Origin of the sequence: Streptosporangium subroseum (assembly GCF_900188345.1) — a bacterium.
Taxonomy (GTDB): Bacteria; Actinomycetota; Actinomycetes; order Streptosporangiales; family Streptosporangiaceae; genus Streptosporangium; species Streptosporangium subroseum.
Map to the genome: position 1 here is coordinate 186,511 of NZ_FZOD01000008.1, position 18,394 is coordinate 204,904.

The window sequence follows — 18,394 nt, forward strand, 5'->3', positions numbered from 1 at the left end:
CATCCCATATGAGACGCTCTGCTCCGACGTTGAGAAGGAGAAGTGAACGTTGTCCGAGGTCTGGGTGACTCTGACCACGGCCCGTTCGGGGCCACCCCCGCTGGTCGTGCTGCTGTCCGCGCTGGCCGCACTGGTCGTGGTGTCGTGGTCCACCTCCTGGCAGCTCTCCCGGGGCCTGATCACGATCGCCCACGAGGGCGGGCACGCGCTGGTGGCGCTGCTCACCCGGCGCAAGCTGCAGGGCATCCGGCTGCACTCCGACACCTCGGGCGTCACGCTCACCCGGGGCAGGCCCACCGGTCCCGGAATGATCCTGACCGCGGCCGCCGGATACGTCGCGCCGTCCCTGCTGGGGCTCGGCGGAGCCTGGCTGACCTCCTCCGGCTACGTGGCGGTGCTGATCACCATCGTGATCGGGCTGCTCTTCTGCATGCTGCTGCTGATCCGCAACCTGTTCGGCGTGGTGAGCCTGCTCGTCACCGGTGGCGCGATCTTCGCCTTCACCTGGTACGCGGCGCCCGACATGGACGCGGTTCTGGCATACCTGGCGGTCTGGTTCCTACTGCTCGGAGGCTTCCGGCCGATCGTGGAGCTGCAGCGCAAGCGGCGCCACGGCCGCGCCCCCGACTCCGACGCCGACCAGCTCGCCCGGCTGACCTTCCTGCCCGGCGGATTCTGGGTGTTGCTGTTCCTGCTCGTGGCGGGGGCCTCCCTGGTGAGCGGCGCATACCTGCTGTCCCCGGTGCCACTCGATTTCGGCTGAGGACCACGGGGTCCGTCGCACCGCGCCCGGCGGGTGACATCGGCCGTCCCACGGCGGCCGCGATCGCCCGCTCCGGCAGGCCGCGCTCCGTGAGACCGCGCCTCACGATGAGGGCGGGAATCACTGGATCACCTATGACCGGTTAAACACGTTAATAAATCACGCTATGACGTGAGCCAATATCGTTATTATCAACCTTTCGACCGCCTTGGAGTATTACTCTCCTTTGGCGACAGTTAATCATTTTTTTGAGTGTATTACGAGGCATGCCGTTCACTCGGCGAGAGTCGGTAGATGCTGCACCACACGTACTTCGCTGGAACAGCCGCCCTGGGGATCTTCCTGATCTCACTGGGTGTGATGATCGGTCTGACGCTGCGGATCAGACGGCTCAACGCCGAGAAGGACCGTGCCGTCGCCCTGGCGCAGGAGCAGCAAGAACAGCAGGAGCAGCTTGCCCGCGACGTGCACGACCTCGTGGGGCACTGGCTCTGGCTGGCCTCCATCAAGAGCGAGCTGGCCTACCGGCACGCGGAGGGCGACGCGCGCCTGCGCAGGGATCTGAGCGAGATCCTGCAGGCCGTACAGCATGCCGCGCACGCCGCGCGGAACGTGTCGCAGGCTTACCAGCAGCTCTCGCTCCAGGGGGAGACCACGCGGGCCGAGGCCCTCCTGTCGAGCTTCGGGGCCTACTGCTCGGTGCGGATGGACGTCACCGACCTGCCCGATGACGTGAGCGCCACGCTGGGAACCGTGGTCCGCGAAACCCTCACGAACATGCTGCGGCACAGCAGGGTCACGAGATGCGCGATCGAGCTGACCGGGCACGGCGGCCGGCTGCGGCTGACGGTCGCCAACGACGGGGCCTCCCGGCGGGAGCCGGCGTCCACCGGCAGTGGCCTGGGCAATCTGGGGCACCGCGTGGGCAAGCTCGGCGGCACGGTGCGCGTCACGGCCGACGGGGACGGCTGGTTCATTCTGATCGCCGAATTGCCGCTAAATTTTTCCGAATAACCTTCACATCTATTGCAAAAGCGCAGGTAGCGCACACCGTCACGGTTGGATCTGTGAGGTTCGCATACATGAATGGTTTAGTTTGTAACTAGTGATTCCTCGGGTTATCCGTAATTCTCTCTTCTGGAAGACAGCAGGGAGAATGTCGTGGATGACCAGTATGAGCTTTACTGCCTGGCGGACCCGCTCTTTTATGACACGCTTGACGGCCGCCGGGGCAATCACCCCGATTTTTCGCTAACCGCCCGTGAGGTTCCGGACGGCTGGGGGCACCAGGCGACCGACACCTGGATGCACTACGCGCCCCTCGCCAACCGGACGCCGGCACAGGGTTGGAAGATCCATGTGTCGGCGTGCCTGGAGGACGCCGAGCGCGTCACCGAGGCGGTCTGGGACTACTGCGTGCCGCGGGACATCTCGTTCAAGTTCCTGCGCAGCCGGTCGGTCATGACCATGTTGAACTCCAAGGCCGCCCCCCGCGGGTCCAGCGGCAAGCTCGTGACGATCTACCCCCTGGACGACGATCAGCTCGAGCTCACGCTGAAGGAGCTCGACGAGCTGCTCCGAGGCGTCGAGGGGCCCTACATCCTCAGCGATCTCCGCTACGGCGAGGGTCCGCTCTTCCTTCGGTACGGCGGCTTCTCGGCGCGGCACTGCCTGGGCGAGAACGGCGAGCAGGTGCTCGCCATCGAGGACGGCGAGGGGCGACTGGTCCCCGATGTGCGGGGGCCGGCCTTCAGCCTTCCGTCCTGGATGACGCTGCCCGCGTTCCTGGAGCCCCACCTGGCGGCCCGCAACGCGGTCACCACCAACGGCCTGCCGTACACGATCGAGAGCGTCATCCAGTTCTCCAACGGCGGAGGCGTGTACCTCGGGCGTGACACGCGCACCGACGAGCAGGTGGTGCTCAAGGAGGCCCGCCCGCACGCCGGGCTGGACGCGGCCGGCCGCGACTCCGTGACGCGGCTGGCGCACGAACGGGACATGCTGGAGCGCCTGGCGGGACTCGACTCGGTGCCGGATCTGCTCGACTACTTCACGCTCGGCGATCACCACTTCCTGGTCCAGGAATTCATCGACGGCAACCCGCTGCAACGGCTCCTCGTGCGGAAATACCCGCTGACCCGGGCGAACTGCGACCAGGAGACCCTCGCCGAGTACACCTCGTGGGTGCTCGACATGCTCCCCGAGGTCCGGCGGGCGGTCGAGTCCCTGCACGAGCGGGGGGTGGTCTTCGGTGACCTGCACCCCAGCAACATCCTCATCAGTGGAGAGGGCCGTCTGGTCCTGATCGACTACGAGGTCGCGACCCTCGCCGCGGACCACGCCCGCGCCGCCCTCGGCCATCCGGCCTTCAGCCCGCCGCCCGGCAGGCAGGGCGTCGACATCGACGCCTACGCCCTCGCCTGCCTCTGTCTCGGGCTGTTCGCCCCGCAGCTCACGATCATGTTGCCGCTGGACCGGGCCAAGGCGGTCCAGCTGGCCGGGCTCATCACCGAGACCTTCCCCGTGGCACCGGGGGTGATCGACGAGGCCGTCCGGACCATCATCGGCGCCGACCCGGTGACCGCGCGGCTCACCCCCAGGCTCGACCGGGACAACTGGCCGCAGGTCAGGGAGGCGATGTGCCGGGCGATCCTGGCGAGTGCCACACCTGAGCGCGAGGACCGGCTCTTCCCCGGCGACGTGGCCCAGTTCCAGCCCGGCGGAAGCGTGAACTTCGCCTACGGCGCGGCGGGAGTGCTCTACGCGCTGGACGCGGCCGGGGCACCCCGCCTCCCCGAGTACGAGGACTGGCTGCGCCGGCACGCGCTGGCCCCGGATCCCGGAACGGGCATCGGGTTCTACGACGGGCTCCACGGCGTGGCCTACGTCCTGGATCTGCTCGGGCATCGCCAGGACGCGATCGACACCGTCGACCTGTGCCTGCGGGAGAAGTGGGACTCGCTCGAACTGGGCCTGTTCGGCGGACTCGCCGGAGTCGGGCTGAACCTGCTCCACTTGGGCGGGACGACCAGCGAGGCGACGTTCACCGATCTGGCCTTCCAGATCGTCGACATCTGCGCGGACAGACTCGGCGGACCCGACGACGTGCCGGAGATCAGCGGCGGCGCCAATCCCCGCGCCGGGCTGATGTACGGCTCCGCGGGCCCCGCTCTGCTCTTCCTGCGCGCCTACGAGCAGACCGGTGACACGGCGCTGCTCGACCGGGCGGCCGTGGCCCTCCGGCAGGACCTGCGGCGGTGCTCCTCAAGCGAGGACGGCACGCTCCAGGTCACGCAGGGCTGGCGCACCCTCCCCTACCTGGACGAGGGCTCCGTGGGCATCGCCCTGATCCTCGCCCGCTACCTGACCCACCGCGACGACGAGGGTTTCCGGACCGCGCTCAGCGCCTGCCGGCTCGTCACCCAGGGACGATACTTCGTGCAGTCCGGGCTGTTCACCGGCCGGGCCGGCATGGTCGCGACCCTGGGCACGGGGCTGGGACCCGCACCGAACGATCCCGACATCGACCTGGCCGAACAGATCCGCGGACTTGGCTGGCACGCGCTGCCCTACGGCGGCGGCCTGGCCTTCCCCGGCAACCAACTGTTCAGGCTCTCCATGGACTTCGCGACCGGCACGGCCGGAGTCCTGTTCGCGATGAGCACCGCGCTGCGCGAGCGCCCGGTGTTCCTCCCCTTTACCGAGCCGCCCGGCGGCGCAGGCGCCCTGTCCACGGCACTGCCTGCGCATGAATCCGCCGAGCGGCTTCGCTCCTACGAGTCACTGAAGGAGGTGTAACTACAAAGATGGTACTTCTCGACCTCCAGAGTCTGGAAGCCCCCACCGGCGGCGGCGGCCACGGTGGTGGCGGTGGCGGCGGCAGCACGCTCACCGTTCTCGGGTGCGCGTCGGTCACCCCGAGCAACCTCAGCCTGATCCTCTGTCACTAGTCATCGCGGTTCACCAGAAATGGAGCAACACCATGGTTCTTCTCGACCTCCAGGCTCTCGAGACCCCCGGCGGCGGCGGCCACGGCGGTGGCGGCGGCGGGGGCGGCAGCACCCTGACCGTCCTCGGCTGCGCCTCGGTCACCCCGAGCAACCTCAGCCTCATCCTCTGCCACTAGTCGTTCCCGTCTCCCAAGAAGTGAGGTAACACCATGGTTCTTCTCGATCTCCAGACTCTCGAGGCTCCCGGCGGCGGCCACGGCGGCGGGGGCGGGGGCGGCGGCGGTAGCACGCTCACCGTCCTCGGCTGCGCCTCGGTCACCCCGAGCAACCTCAGCCTCATCCTCTGCCACTAGTCGTTCCGCTCTCCCAAAAGTGAGGTAAGAAAAATGGTTCTTCTCGACCTTCAGTCCCTGGAAACCCCCGGCGGCGGCGGCCACGGCGGTGGCGGCGGCGGGGGCGGTAGCACCCTGACCGTCCTCGGCTGCGCCTCGGTCACGCCGAGCAACCTCAGCCTCATCCTCTGCCACTAGGTGAGCCGGGTGCCCGGGACGGCCAGCGACGGCGGCCGTCCCGGGCACCACTCTTTCCCCTGTCCTTTCCACAGAGCCCTGATCCCGAGCTTTCACGAGGAGGAACGGTGCGGACGGCAGATCGGCTGGTGGTCCAGACCGTACGGCGGGGCGGCCCCTGGCTGGGCGTTCTCGCCGTCACCTCCGTCATCGGCGCCTTCGCGGAGCTGGCGCTCCCCCTGGTCCTGGGCAGAACGGTCGACAGTCTCGTGGCGGCCGGGCCCGAGGGCGGATCCTGGCTCGGCGCCTGCGCCGCCATCGTGATCCTGGCCGTGCTCTGCGACACCCTGGGCGTCTGGGCCTCCGGGTCGAGCAGCGCGCAGGCCTCGGCGTGGCTCCGCAACCGGATCGCGCGGCACGTCCTCGGAGTCGGCCAGGCGATGACCCGCCGGTTCTCCGAAGGAGACCTGGCCACCCGGATGGGCGTGAACGCCGAGGAGGCCGGGCGCGCCCCCGAGTCGATCGTCACCGGGGCGACGCTGATCATCCCCACGGCGGGCAGCATCGTGGCGCTCACCCTCATCGATTTCTGGCTGACCCTGACCCTGGTCGTCGGCCTCGTCCTCATCGCGCTCGTGCTCCGGGCCTTCCTCCAGGTGAGCACCTCGATCGCCGGCGACTACCAGGAGGCGCAGAGCGACATCGCCGCCCGCCTGGTCGACGCCCTCGCCGGAGCCCGCACGATCGCCGTGGCCGGTACCGCCGACCAGGAGAGGGCGCGGGTGCTGACCGCCCTGCCCCGGCTGCGCCTGCACGCCATGGAGATGTGGCGGGCCAACGCGAGGGCCGGGGTGCAGGCGGGCATCGTGGTGCCGCTGCTGGAGGTGGCCGTGCTGGCGGTGGGCGGGCTGCGCCTGGCGGCCGGTGATCTCACGGTCGGCGAGCTGTACTCCGCCGCCCGCTACGTCGTGCTCGGAGCCGGTCTCGGCGCGGCGCTGGGCTACGTCAACCGGCTGGCCCGGGCGCGTGCCGCCGCCGGCCGGATCACCGAGCTGATCGCCGAGAGGCCGAGAGCGTACGGCGGGCAGCCGCTGCCCGCTGGCCCCGGCACCCTGGAGTTGCGCGGCGTCTCCGCCGACGGGCTCGCCGACGTCGACCTCGTCGTCCCCGGCGGATACGCGGTGGCCGTGGTCGGCCGGTCCGGTACGGGTAAGTCCCTGCTCGCCGCCCTCGCCGGTCGGCTGGTGGATCCCCTGCGCGGGACGGTCTCCCTCGACGGCGTGCCGCTGCCCCGGCTCTCCCCCGAGGCGCTGCGCCATGCCGTCGGTTACGCCTTCGAACGCCCCGCGCTGATCGGCGGCACCATCGCCGGGGCCATCGGCCTCGGCCTCGACCGCCCCGATCCGGAGACCGTGCGCGCGGCCGCCCGCGCGGCGTGCGCCGACACCTTCGTCCGGCGACTCCCCCTGGGATACGACACGCCGCTGGACGAGGCCCCCATGTCCGGCGGGGAACGGCAGCGGATCGGCCTGGCCCGCGCCTTCGCGCACGGCGAGCGCCTGCTCATCCTGGACGACGCCACCTCAAGCCTGGACACCGTCACCGAGCGCCAGGTCGGCAGGGCACTCGCCGGAGAGCTGCACGGCCGTACGCGCCTGATCGTGGCCCATCGGGCCGCGACCGCGGCGGCGGCCGACCGGGTGATCTGGCTGGACGGCGGCCGGGTGCGCGCCTACGACAGCCACCACGCACTGTGGCGCGATCCCTGCTACCGGGCCGTCTTCCAGGCGGGTGCCCCGTGAACCGCCCCGTGCGCCGGGCGCTCAGAAGCGACCCGTACCGGCTGGTCAGGCTCGGCGCCTGGTCCGTCGCGGAGACCGCGCCCGCTCTTGTCATCGGCCTCGCCATCGCCCGGGCGATCGACGAGGGCTTCGCCGCCGGCCGGCCGGGCGTCGGCTTCGCCTGGCTGGCCGTTCTCGGCGGTGCCTGGCTGGTGGCCGCGGTCGGCGCGCGGCAGGTCGTGATGGCCGTCGCCGCGATCGTGGAGCCGTTCCGCGAGGATCTGCTCGCCCATGTCGTCGAAGGCGCGCTACAACGGTCGACCACGTCGGGCCGGGGGCCGGGCACGGGGGCGGTGGCCCGGTCGAACCTCCAGGTCGAGCTGGCCCGCGACGCCTTCGCCTCGGTCATCACGGTGGTCAGGTCCTTCGTCTTCACCGTGGTGAGCGTCATGCTCGGCCTGACGACCCTCATCCCGGAGGTGCTCGTGCTGGTCCTGCCCCCGTTTGTCGTGGGGCTGGGTCTCTTCCTGCTCTCGCTGCCCGCCCTGGCCAGGCGGCAGCGGGCCTTCATCATGGCCGACGAGCACACCGCCGAGTCGCTCACCGACATGGTCGGCGGGCTCCGCGACATCACCGCCTGCCGTGCCGAGGACCGGGTGGCCGCCACGGTCGGCCTCCAGGTGGCGGAGCAGGCGCGCGTGACGCGGTCGCTCGCCCGGGTGACCGCGCTGCGTACGGTGTCGCTGGCGGTGGGAGGGTGGCTGCCCGTGCTGCTCGTGCTCGCCGGCACCCCCTGGCTGATCAGCCGGGGAGCCGGCGCCGGAGTGATCCTCGGCGCCCTGGCCTACATCACCCAGTCGCTGGCCCCGGCGCTCGGCAACCTCGTGGAGGGTCTGGGGATCAGCGGGGTCCGGCTGCGAGTGTCGCTCAACCGCATCCTGCACTCGGAAGACCTCCCCCGCCGACCGGCCGGGCGGAGCCCGTCCAAGGGCACGTCCAGGGGAGCGGGAGTCGAGCTGCGCGGTGTGACGTTCGCCTACGGACCGCACGCGGAGCCGGTGATCGACGACCTCCATCTGTCCGTCCCCGAGGGGGATCACATCGCCGTGGTGGGGCCCAGCGGCATCGGCAAGTCCACGCTGGCCGCACTCGTCACCGGCATGCTCCGGCCCCACTCCGGACAGATCCTGGTGGGCGGCGTCCCCGCCGAGGAGCTCCATCCGGCGGGGCGGACACTGATCCCCCAGGAGGCCTACGTCTTCCGGGGCTCCCTCATGGAGAACCTGACCTATCTTGCCCAGGCGCCCGCGGCCGCCGTGGACGGCGCCGTGGCCGCGGTCGGACTCACGGCTCTGGTGACGCGGCTGGGCGGATACTCCGCCGAGATCCACTCGGGCATGCTGTCGCCGGGCGAGCGCCAGCTGATCGCCCTGGCCCGCGCCTACCTGGCCCCGGCCCGGCTGGTGATCCTCGACGAGGCGACGTGCCATCTGGATCCGGCGGCCGAGGCCCGCGCGGAGGAGGCGTTCATCCGGCGCGGCGGCACGCTCCTCGTCATCGCCCACCGGCTCACCTCGGCGCTTCGCGCGCGGCGAATCCTCGTCATGGACGGAACCAGCGTCCGGTTGGGCGGGCACGAGGAGATGCTCGCCGTCTCCCCTCTCTACGCGGATCTGGTCGGCCGATGGAACCCTTCGAACACTCAGGAGCTGGTCCCGTGATCTATCCACCCGCCGACCGGCAGCCGGTCGTCGATCACCTTCACGGCCATGTCGTACCCGATCCCTACCGGTGGCTTGAGGATCGGGAGAACCCGGCGACGCGGGGCTGGCTGGCCGCCCAGGACGATCTGTGGCGCGGCCACGCCGCCGCGCTGCCCCGCCGCGACGAGTGGCGTGCCCGCGTGTCCGAGCTCACCGACGCGGGAACGGTCGGCCCTCCGCTCTGGCGGGGCAGGCGCCGGTTCTTCCTGCGCCGTACGGCCAGGCAGGAGCACGCGGTGCTCTACACCATCGCCCCCGACGGGGCGGAGGAGACACTGATCGACCCGATGGAGATCGATCCCAGCGGGCTGACCACTCTCGACAAGTGGCAGCCCGACCTGGACGGACGGCTGCTGGCCTACCAGCTGTCCAGGTTCGGGGACGAGCGGTCGGAACTGCGGGTCATGGACGTCGGCACCAGACAGATCGTGGACGGCCCGATCGACCGGTGCCGCTACTCGCCGATGGCGTGGCTCCCCGACGGGAAGTCCTTCTACTACGTCCGCTCCCGCCAGGTCTGCCTGCACCGGCTCGGCACCCCGGCAGGAGACGACATCGTGATCTGCGGGGCCGAGCGCTCCTACGGTCTGGGAATCAGCTACAACGGCCGCTGGCTGACGGTCTCGGCGCCGTCCGACGGCGGCAACGACCTCTGGCTGGCCGACCTGTCGAGCTCCTCCCCCGACCGTCCGGACCTGCGGGTGATCCAGGAGGGGGTGGACGCGGTGACGGTGTCCACCGTCGGCCGCGACGGGCGCCTGTACCTCCTCACCACCCTGGACGCGCCCCGGGGTCGCCTGTGCGTCGCCGACCCGGCTCGCCCGAGGCCCGAGCACTGGCTCGACCTGGTCGGCCCGGATCCGGAGGCGGTGATCGGTGACTTCGCGATCACCGGCGACTCGGTGCTCCTCGTCGGCTGGACCCGGCACGCGATCAGCGAGATCAGCGTCCACGACCTGAGGACCGGGGAGCGGCGCGGCGAGGTGCCGCTGCCGGGACTGGGCTCGGCCGGAGGGATGTCCACCCGCTCCGGAGGCGGTCACGAGGTCTGGTTCACCTACACCGACGGGGTCACCCCGCCCAGCGTGCACCGCTACGACGTGCGCACCGGGCAGACGTCGCTCTGGGCCAGCGCGCCGGGCACCGTCGAGGTGCCGAAGCTACAGGCTCGCCAGGTGGTCTACCCCTCGGCGGACGGCACGGCGGTGCGGATGGTCGTGCTCGCCCGGCCGGGGACCGGTCCCCGGCCCACGATCCTGTACGGCTACGGCGGGTTCGGGCTCTCCCTCACACCCTCCTACTCCAGCTACATCCTGCCCTGGGTCGAGGCCGGTGGGATCTTCGCGCTCGCCCAGCTGCGCGGCGGCGGCGAGGAGGGCGCGCAGTGGCACCGCGACGGCATGCTCGACCGCAAGCAGAACGCCTTCGACGACTTCACGGCGGCGGCCGAGAAGCTCATCGCCGACGGCTGGACCACGGCCGGGCAGCTGGGCGTCTGCGGCGAGTCGAACGGCGGGCTGCTCGTCGGCGCCGCGGTCACGCAGCGCCCGGACCTGTTCGCCGCCGCCGTCTGCTCTGCCCCGCTGCTCGACATGGTCCGCTACGAGCGGTCGGGACTCGGCCCCTCGTGGCGATCGGAGTACGGCTCGGCCGACGACCCCGAGCAACTGGGCTGGCTGCTGGGCTACTCCCCCTACCATCGGGTCACGGACGGGGTGGACTATCCGGCGATGCTGCTGACCACGTTCGACGGTGACTCCCGGGTCGACCCCATGCACGCTCGCAAGATGTGCGCGGCCCTGCAGCGGGCCACCTCGGGCCCGCGCCCGGTCCTGCTGCGTCACGAGAACGGGGTCGGGCACGGGTCCCGGTCGGTCAGCCGGTCGGTCGACCTGGCGGCCGACATGCTCGCCTTCCTCGCCGCGCACACCGGGCTCGGCGACCGGCGACCGGCCGACGATCAGACCGGCGACCGGCAGGGAACCAACGATCAGGCCCACGACCGGTAACGGACCGGCGACCGGACCGGCAACAAATCGAAGATCAGGCCCGCGACCGGCGATCAGGTCGGCGACCGGTAGCGGATCACTCCGAGGTCCCCCAGGTCGTCGGGCCACAGCCAGCCGGCCTCCCTGGCGATCGTGACCGCCTCCACCCGTGTCCGGGCGCCGACCTTGCTGAGGATCCGCGACAGGTAGTTGCGCACCGTTCCCCCGGAGAGGCAGAGCCGGTCGGCGATCTCACCGACCGGCGCCCCCTCGGCCGCGGCCTTGAGCACCTCCAGCTCGCGGGTGGTGAGCGGGTTCTTCCTGGCGTGGAGCGCGGCGACGGCCAGATCGGGGTCGACGACCCGTTCGCCGGCGGCCACCCGGCGCACACACTCGGCGAGCTGCCTCGCGGGGGTGTCCTTGACGACGAACCCGCGCGCCCCGGCGTCCAGCGCCCGCCGCAGCGCCGCCGGGGTCGCGAGACCGGTCAGGATCACCGCCCTGCACTCGGGAAGCCTGCGGCTCAGCTCCGCGGTCGCGGTGAGACCGTCGGTGCCGGGCAACCCGATGTCGATGAGCGCGACGTCCGGTCTGTGGAGCAGGCACGCGGGCACCACCTCGTCACCGTGTCCGACCTCGCCGACCACGGTGACGTCCTCCTCCGCGGAGAGCAGGGCGACCATGGCCCCGCGGATGAGATGCATGTCCTCGGCGATCAGGACGTTTATCACGGTGCTCGCTCCTTTTTGGTGGCGTGCCGGTGTTCCTGGGCCAGGGTTGTTACCCAAAGGGGTCAAACGATTACGCACCATGCCCGAGTTAAGCACCGATACACGGGATCCATAAAAGGAATCGCCTCCTCCCGCGCACCGGGAATCGTCTCGCGAGATTCCGCCGCCCACCGAGTGAGCGTTTCGATCGGTTTGACGTGTTCGCAGGGTGAATCCCGAGGCCGGCCGACGGCGGCACTCAACGCCTCGGCGAGCAGGTAGCCTCTTGGGGCATGCCGGGAGGTCAGGGGGCACATTGTCGGCGTCACCTCTGGACCAGGCGCCCGTCCAGCGTGAGAGCTACCGGGCCATGGGATTGGCACTGCGCGTAGGCGAGCTGCTGCTCGGCAGCGGGGAGTCCACCGAGACGGTCACCGTCACCATGCGCAGGGTCACCAACGCGTACGGCGTGCCCCACTGCGAGGCCGACGTGAACCTCTCGGTCATCACGCTGTCGCACGTCCCCACGGACGGCAGCGCGCCGGTCACCGCCCAGCGCAGGGTCCGTCGCCGGCTGCCCGACTACGACCGGCTGATCGCGGTCCACGACATGGTCAGGGAGGCCTCCGGCAGGTCGGTGCCGCTCGACGACGCCGAGGCCCGGCTGCGGGAGATCACCCGGCGGGTTCCGGCCTACCCCAACTGGTTCCTGGTCACCGCGCTCGCGCTGATCGCCTCCTCGGCGAGCATCCTGGTCGGCGGTGGCTGGTCCGTCGCGGTCGCCGCGTTCTGCGCCACCGTGCTGGGCGACCGGGCCAGCGCGTGGCTGGCCAGGCGGGGCGTGGCGGAGTTCTTCCAGCTCACGGTGGCGGCGATGCTCGGCTCGCTGGTCTCGGTCCTGATGATCGCGATCGACGCGCCCGTTCAGGCCTCGGCCGTGGTGGTCGGCGCGGTCGTCGCGCTGCTGCCGGGCCGCCCGATGGTGGCCTGCGTGCAGGACGGCATCGCCGGGGAGTACGTGACGGCGACCGGCAGGCTGTTCGAGATCTTCTTCATACTGGCCGCGGTCGTCTCGGGGATCGGCATCACGCTGTACGCCGCGATCCGCCTCGGCGTGCCGCTGAGGGTGGAGAACGTGCCCGGCGCGCCCCTCGTGCTCAGGCCGGAGCAGTTCCTGGGCGCCGTCGGGGTGACGGTGTCGTTCGCCGTCGCGCTTCTGGTGCCGCCCCGCTATCTGATCCCGGCGGCGATCGGTGGCGGGGTGGCCTGGACGGTCTTCGTGCAGCTCCACAGCTGGCAGGTCCCGACCATCCTGGCGACGGCCGTCTCCGCCGCGGTCGTCGGCCTGTTCGGCACCGCCTACACCAGGCACGTCAAGGTGCCCTCGATGGTGATCACGATCCCGGCGATCGGCACGCTGCTGCCCGGCACCGCCCTCTACCGGGGCATGCTCGAGGTCAGCCTCGGGCACGGGGACGCGGGTGCGTCCAGCCTGCTGCAGGCTCTGTCGACCGCGCTCGCCCTGGGAGCCGGGGTCATCCTCGGCGCGGAGATCCTGCGCGCGGTCACCGGCTCCGACCTGACCAGGCGGGTGCTCCGCCCGGCCGCCCGCCGTACCCGAGGCTCCGCCGAGCGCGCCCCGGAGAAGTCACGGAGTCGTCGTGGACAGGGTGGAGCCCCGGCGCTCCTTGCGGACGCGGAGTTGAGCGGGGACGCGGGTGCGTAGCTCGGCGACGTGACTGACGATGCCGACCGCCCGGCCGCCGTCGCGCAGGTTGTCGAGGATGTCGAGCACCCCGTCCAGGGTGTCCTCGTCCAGGGTGCCGAAGCCCTCGTCGACAAAGAGGGTCCCGAGTTCCACTCCCCCGGCCTCGGCGGTCACCACGTCGGCCAGGCCCAGGGCGAGCGCCAGCGAGGTGACGAAGCTCTCGCCGCCGGACAGGGTCGCCGGATCGCGGTCCACCCCGGTCCAGGCGTCCAGGATCCGCAGGCCGAGCCCGCCGCCCGACTTGCTCCGGTCGCCCGCGGTGCGGCTGAGGTTGTGTTCGAGGAGATAGCGCCCGCCCGACATGTGGTCGAGCCGCTCGTTGGCCGACTCGACCACCTGGCGGAGACGCTCGCCGAGCACGTAGGACGACAGTCGCATGTTCCACTGGTTGTCGGTGGAGTTTCCGCCGGTCAGGGCGGCGAGCCGCTCGGTCAGGCGGTGCCGCTCGGCGGCGGGCAGCCAGCGTTCGAGGGACGCGGCCAGCTCGGTGCGGAGGGCTGCCAGGCGGGCCCGGCGGGCCTCGGCCTGGTGCCGTTCGGAGAGCAGGCCGGCGTGGACGGCGTCGGCCTCGTCCCGCGCGGCCCGCAGCCCGGCGAGGTCGGGCTCGGGCTCCGCGGCGGCGGCGATCAGCTCGGGGTCGGCGAGCAGCGCGGCGACCTCGGTGCTCGCCCGGTCGAGCTCCTGGAGCCGTTCGGTCTTCTCCTTCAGCTCGGCGGCGGGACGGATCGCCGCGCGGGCGTCGTCGAGCCCGAGGAACCCGGCCTCGACGATGGCGGCCAGGGCCCGCTCCCGGGCGGTCGCGAGCTCGGCCGCGGTGGTCCGCTCCTCACGGGTGGCCTCGACCGCCTCTCCGAGCAGGTCGGCCTCCTCGGTCAGCCGTTCCAGCCGGGCGGCCAGGGTCGCGTCGTGCCCTCGGGCCTCGTTGATGCGGCCGGTCAGCTGCTGGGCGTCGGCGGTGAGCCCCTCGACGTTCGTACGGCGGGCGGTGAGGGCGACCGCGAGCTCGCGTGAGCGCTCTCCCAGAAGTCCCAGCTCGGCGGCCAACGCCTCCGCCTCGGCCAGCAGTCCGTGCTCGGCCTCCGCCGACTCCCGCAGCACGGTCAGTGCCCGCTCCGCCTCGGCCAGCCCGGCCCCCGCGAGCTCCACGGCGAGGTCGGTCCTGTCACACGCCTCGCGGTGGCCGGCCGCGAGCTCGGCGACGAGGGTCGCGGCGGCGAGGGCGACGGCGAGGAGCGCGGCCTCCCCGGTGAGACGGTCGCGGCGCGCCTGAACGGTGGGGTCCACGCCGCGGGCGCCGTCCAGGCGGGCGGTCAGCCGGTCGTGCTCGGCCTGCCACCCGGCCAGGCGCATACGGTCTCCGGTCAGCCGCCGGGCGAGCTCCGCGGCTTCCTTCCTCGCTCCGTCCAGCTCGGCGGTGAGGCGCTCCACCTCCGCGGCGAGTGCCTCCTCGGTGCTCGCGGCGGCGGTCAGGGCCTCCAGCTCCCGCTCGGCCTCGGCGAGGATCTCCTCGGCCTGCCGCACGGTCAGGTCACCGGCGATCGCGAGGGCCTCCTCCAGGCGGGAGCTCAACGCGGTGACGGTCGTGCCGGCGTCCCGGCGGCGTTCCATGGCCGTCTCGTAGGCGCTCTGGGCCGTGCGTTCGTCCTCGGCGGTGGGCGCCTCGGCGGCGGGGGCGGCCGGGGCGGGGTGGTCGGGTGAGCCGCAGACCGCGCAGGGGTCTCCGGGGGAGAGCTTGGCCGCGAGCTCGGCGGCCATGCCCTCGATCCTGGCCTGGCGGAGATCCTGGTGCCGGTCGCGGAGATCCTGGGCCTCGTCGACGGCCTTCACCTCGGCCGCGCGCGCGGCCTCCAGCTCGGTGCGGAGGTCGTCGCGGCGCCGGGCGGCGCCGAGCACGGAGACGGCTCCGTCGGCCGCGGCCCGAGCGGCCGGGATCCCGGCCGTCTGAGCCCTGGCGGCGGTCAGCCGCGCCGAGGCGTCCGCCGACTCGGCGGGCAGTCCTTCCTGGCGCTCGTGGAGCACCGACTCCTGCCGGGCGGACCCCTGGATCTCGAGGTCGAGCGCGGTGAGCAGATCGTCCAGCTCGGCGAGCCGGGCCTCGTCGGCCCGCAGTCCTTCCAGCCCCGCGAGCTCCTCGCGGCGCTCGCGCTCCCAGGAGGCCAGCGCCTCACGGGCCCCGGCCTCGTCTGTCTCGTCCGGCGCGACGGGCAGGACCGCGAGTTTGGCAGCCAGGTCCGTGCGGGCGCGAGACAGCTCGGCGGCGAGGCTCTCGCGGTGCTCGGCCGCCCGGAGCAGGGCGGCGGCGCTCTCGGCCGCCGACTCGGCGGCGGGGACGCGGGCGGCGTCGAGGCGGGCGGCCGTGAGGCGGGCGTCCACGTCGAGCCGGAGGCCGGGCAGGACCTCCAGGCGGGCGTCGGCCTCGGCCTGCGCGGCGGTCAGATCGACGATCTCCCGGCCGGCCCGCTCACGCTCCTGGAGGATCGTCGCCAGGCGTGACTCCTCGGTGCGCAGCTCACGCAGCCGGGTGATCTCGCTCTGGCGGTCGCGCTCCAGCGTGGCCAGAAGGTCCGGGCTGGGGTCCCGGCCGGCGGCGAGGAGGGGAATCGCGCGGGCCACGGCGTCGGCGGCCAGCTGGGAGGCCTTGGCCGCGGCCTCGGACCGCTGCTCCGCGCCCTGGATCAGGGGGAGCAGCCGGTCGGCGCGGGCGGCCTCCGTCAGGGTGGCCTGCAGATCCACCCGCTCCTCGGCGGTCTCCTCGACCATGCGGCTCCGCGTCAGCGCCTCGGTGTGGCGACGTCGCCGGTCGGCCAGCGCGGCGCCGTACTCCAGGCTTGCGCGCGACTCGCGCACCGCGACCTCGCCCTCGGCGCAGTCGCGGCTCACCCGGGCGACCACCCGGCCCGCGAGCTCCTCAAGAGCCTGGGCCCATTCCAGCGGGTCCTCCTCCACGGAGACCGCCACGCTTCGCGGCCCGGCGCCCTCGGCGGGGTCGGAGGCCACTCGCGCGACGCGGGAGGCCGCGCCGTCCGGCGCCTCCCCGAGGGCCGCCCCACCCGGGGAGACCGCGCCGTCCGGAAGCTCCTCCGAGGTCTCGCCGTCTCGGGGCTCGCCGTCCTGGAGTCCGCCGGAGGCCGCGCCGTCCCGGAGATCGCCGGGGGCCGCGCCATCCGGAAGGTCGCCCTCGGCCAGGGCCGTGAGAAGGGCGGGGCCCGCGGCCTCCTCCAGGCGCTTGGCGGCGAAGTCCACCTCCCTGCGGAGGGCCTGCTGCTCGCGGTGGGCCTCGGTCCGCCTGTCCGCGAGCCAGGATTCGGCGGCGGCGTAGATCTTCACGGAGAACAGGCGTTCCAGGACCTTGCGACGGTCCTCGCCGTCGGCACGCAGGAACTTCGCAAAATCACCCTGGGGCAACATCGCGACCTGGAAGAACTGGTCGGCGTTCATGCCCAGCAGGGTGCCGATCAGCTCTCCGGCCTCGTCGACCCGGGTGGTCAGCCCGATCCACTCCCCCGAGGCGTTGAGCTCCTGGAGGAGTGCCTTCTCGTTCTCCCTGGTGGTGCCCGTGCCTCTGAGCTTCGGGCGCTGCCAGGACGGCGACCGGGTGATCTTCAGTCGCCTGCCCCTGATCGTGACCTCCAGCGCCACGCTCGGCCCCCGGCCCGGGGGCGCGTGATCACAGCGCAGGCTCTTGGCGCTGTCGCGCTTGCCGGGCACCCTGCCGTAGAGGGCGTAGCAGAGCGCGTCGAGAACCGTGGTCTTGCCCGCGCCGGTAGGACCGTGGATCAGGAACAGGCCCGCCTCGGTGAGGGCGTCGAAGTCGACCTCCTCTTCGGCGGGGAAGGACCCGAACGCGGTGATCCACAGACGGTGCGGGCGCATCTACGCCATCGCCTCCTTGGTTCGGCATGCCTCGACGGCCTTCTGGAGCAGATCGGTCTCGGCGGGGTCGGCGGCCTCGCCCCTCACCTCGCGGACGAAGTCGAGGGCCACCTCGATCTCGGGACGGCCCGCGACCTTGGGACGCGCCACGGCGTCCTGGACTCCGCCCTCGGGCTCGAAGGACAGGGTGAGCGTGTACGGAAAACGGGACCTGAGCCGGTCCATGGCCCCCTTGGGGCGGATCGGGTCGGTGAGCACCACCTGGAGCCAGTGGTCCTCGTAGGGGGCGTGTTCGTCGGAGGTCAGCAGATCGTCGATACGCCCGCTGAGCCGGTTGACCGGCCGGGGCACCGGGGCCTCGACGAACTCGGCGCTCACCCGGCCGCCCTGGTCGAGGTCCACCAGCCAGGAGCCCTTCACCTGGCCGACCTCGGAGAAGGAGTAGGCGACGGGGGACCCGGAGTAACGGACGGTCTCGCTCATCCGCTGGCGGCCGTGCAGATGCCCCAGTGCCACGTAGTCGACGCCGTCGAAGGCCGAGACCGGGACGTGCGCGACGCCGCCGACGCTGATGTCGCGCTCGCTGTCGCTGCCCCTTCCCCCGGTCACGAACGCGTGGGCGAGGACCACCGATCGGGGGCCCCGGCGGGAGAGATCGTCGCGGATCAGGGTCATGGCGTGGTCGATCGCGGCGGTGTGGGTGCGCTCGGGCAGTTCCCAGGGGACGCGCACCAGCTCGGGCTCCAGGTAGGGGATGCCGTAGAAGGCGACCTCCTCGATCACCACCGGCTCACCGACCCTCCCCGGATCGGTGCGCAGGTGAACGCCCGCGACGTCGATCAGGTCGGCGCCGAAGCCCAGGCGGCGCGCCGAGTCGTGGTTGCCGCTGATCACCACGGTGCGGACGCGCTCGGCGGCCAGCCGCCGCAGTGCCTGGTTGCACAGGTCCACCGCGTCGACCGAGGGCAGCGCCCGGTCGTAGACGTCGCCGGAGACGACGACCACGTCGACCCGCTCGGATCTGACCGTCTCGATCAGGTGGTCGACAAAGGCTCCCTGGGCGGTCAGGAGACTCTCCCGATGGAACGAGCGGCCCAGATGCCAGTCTGATGTGTGCAGCATCCGCATGTCGCATGAAGCTAACAGGCCCCGGCGATAAATGACGCCACTCTCATCACATGGGTCTCTCGCACTGCCCCTGAGCCTCGCTCATGAGTACGCTTAAAGATCGAGGGGAACGATACCTCTATATGACCATCACGGAGGCGAGTGACGGGCGAGATCCGGAA

At 71.8% G+C, this 18,394-nt stretch carries 14 protein-coding genes; 11 read left to right on the top strand and 3 right to left on the bottom strand.

The features are described 5' to 3' along the window. The first annotated feature begins 49 nt into the window (after positions 1-49). The 10 genes from CHC08_RS11335 to CHC08_RS11380 all read left to right on the top strand — a co-directional run bounded on the left by CHC08_RS11335 (position 50) and on the right by CHC08_RS11380 (position 10,775). Entirely contained in the window at positions 50-763 is a 714-nt protein-coding gene (locus CHC08_RS11335; protein WP_089207180.1) for a M50 family metallopeptidase, read from the top strand. 294 nt (positions 764-1,057) lie between these two features. Then, a complete protein-coding gene (locus CHC08_RS11340; protein ID WP_089207181.1) occupies positions 1,058-1,777 on the top strand; it encodes a sensor histidine kinase in 720 nt (239 codons plus the stop codon). Between the two features lie 147 nt (positions 1,778-1,924). Continuing rightward, complete coding sequence (lanKC, locus tag CHC08_RS11345) at positions 1,925-4,561, top strand: class III lanthionine synthetase LanKC (protein ID WP_089207182.1); 2,637 nt, start codon at positions 1,925-1,927, stop codon at positions 4,559-4,561. Positions 4,562-4,569: 8 nt separating this feature from the next. Then, positions 4,570-4,713: a SapB/AmfS family lanthipeptide gene (locus CHC08_RS11350; RefSeq protein WP_089207183.1), complete on the top strand. Its 144-nt coding sequence runs from the start codon at positions 4,570-4,572 to the stop codon at positions 4,711-4,713. 32 nt (positions 4,714-4,745) lie between these two features. Continuing rightward, positions 4,746-4,889 (top strand): SapB/AmfS family lanthipeptide, encoded by a 144-nt coding sequence (locus tag CHC08_RS11355; protein ID WP_089207184.1) that lies wholly within the window; start codon positions 4,746-4,748, stop codon positions 4,887-4,889. 33 nt (positions 4,890-4,922) lie between these two features. Beyond that, the gene (locus CHC08_RS11360) at positions 4,923-5,066 is read left to right on the top strand and encodes a SapB/AmfS family lanthipeptide (protein WP_089207185.1); all 144 of its coding nucleotides are present in this window, start codon (positions 4,923-4,925) and stop codon (positions 5,064-5,066) included. A 33-nt stretch (positions 5,067-5,099) separates the two neighbouring features. After that, positions 5,100-5,243, top strand: coding sequence for a SapB/AmfS family lanthipeptide (locus CHC08_RS11365; RefSeq protein WP_089207186.1), 144 nt, complete (start codon positions 5,100-5,102; stop codon positions 5,241-5,243). 107 nt (positions 5,244-5,350) lie between these two features. Continuing rightward, positions 5,351-7,024 carry an ABC transporter ATP-binding protein gene (locus CHC08_RS11370; RefSeq protein WP_089207187.1) on the top strand — a complete coding sequence of 558 codons (1,674 nt, stop codon included), beginning with the start codon at positions 5,351-5,353 and terminating at the stop codon, positions 7,022-7,024. Further along, the gene (locus tag CHC08_RS11375; RefSeq protein WP_089207188.1) at positions 7,021-8,724 is read left to right on the top strand and encodes an ATP-binding cassette domain-containing protein; all 1,704 of its coding nucleotides are present in this window, start codon (positions 7,021-7,023) and stop codon (positions 8,722-8,724) included. The genes CHC08_RS11370 and CHC08_RS11375 overlap by 4 nt, the downstream gene beginning before the upstream one ends. Further along, entirely contained in the window at positions 8,721-10,775 is a 2,055-nt protein-coding gene (locus CHC08_RS11380; protein ID WP_245878261.1) for a prolyl oligopeptidase family serine peptidase, read from the top strand. The genes CHC08_RS11375 and CHC08_RS11380 overlap by 4 nt, the downstream gene beginning before the upstream one ends. 53 nt (positions 10,776-10,828) lie before the next feature. Here the strand turns inward: CHC08_RS11380 and CHC08_RS11385 are convergent, their stop codons facing one another. Then, positions 10,829-11,485 (bottom strand): response regulator transcription factor, encoded by a 657-nt coding sequence (locus CHC08_RS11385; RefSeq protein WP_089207190.1) that lies wholly within the window; start codon positions 11,483-11,485, stop codon positions 10,829-10,831. Positions 11,486-11,780: 295 nt separating this feature from the next. Between CHC08_RS11385 and CHC08_RS11390 the strand changes: the two genes are divergently transcribed. Further along, complete coding sequence (locus CHC08_RS11390; protein ID WP_089207191.1) at positions 11,781-13,190, top strand: threonine/serine exporter family protein; 1,410 nt, start codon at positions 11,781-11,783, stop codon at positions 13,188-13,190. Here CHC08_RS11390 and CHC08_RS11395 read toward each other — a convergent pair. Both CHC08_RS11395 and CHC08_RS11400 read right to left on the bottom strand, forming a co-directional pair. Then, positions 13,113-17,105, bottom strand: coding sequence for an AAA family ATPase (locus CHC08_RS11395; protein WP_089207192.1), 3,993 nt, complete (start codon positions 17,103-17,105; stop codon positions 13,113-13,115). The genes CHC08_RS11390 and CHC08_RS11395 overlap by 78 nt on opposite strands. Continuing rightward, a complete protein-coding gene (locus tag CHC08_RS11400) occupies positions 17,106-18,233 on the bottom strand; it encodes an exonuclease SbcCD subunit D (protein WP_089207193.1) in 1,128 nt (375 codons plus the stop codon). Positions 18,234-18,394: the final 161 nt, after the last annotated feature.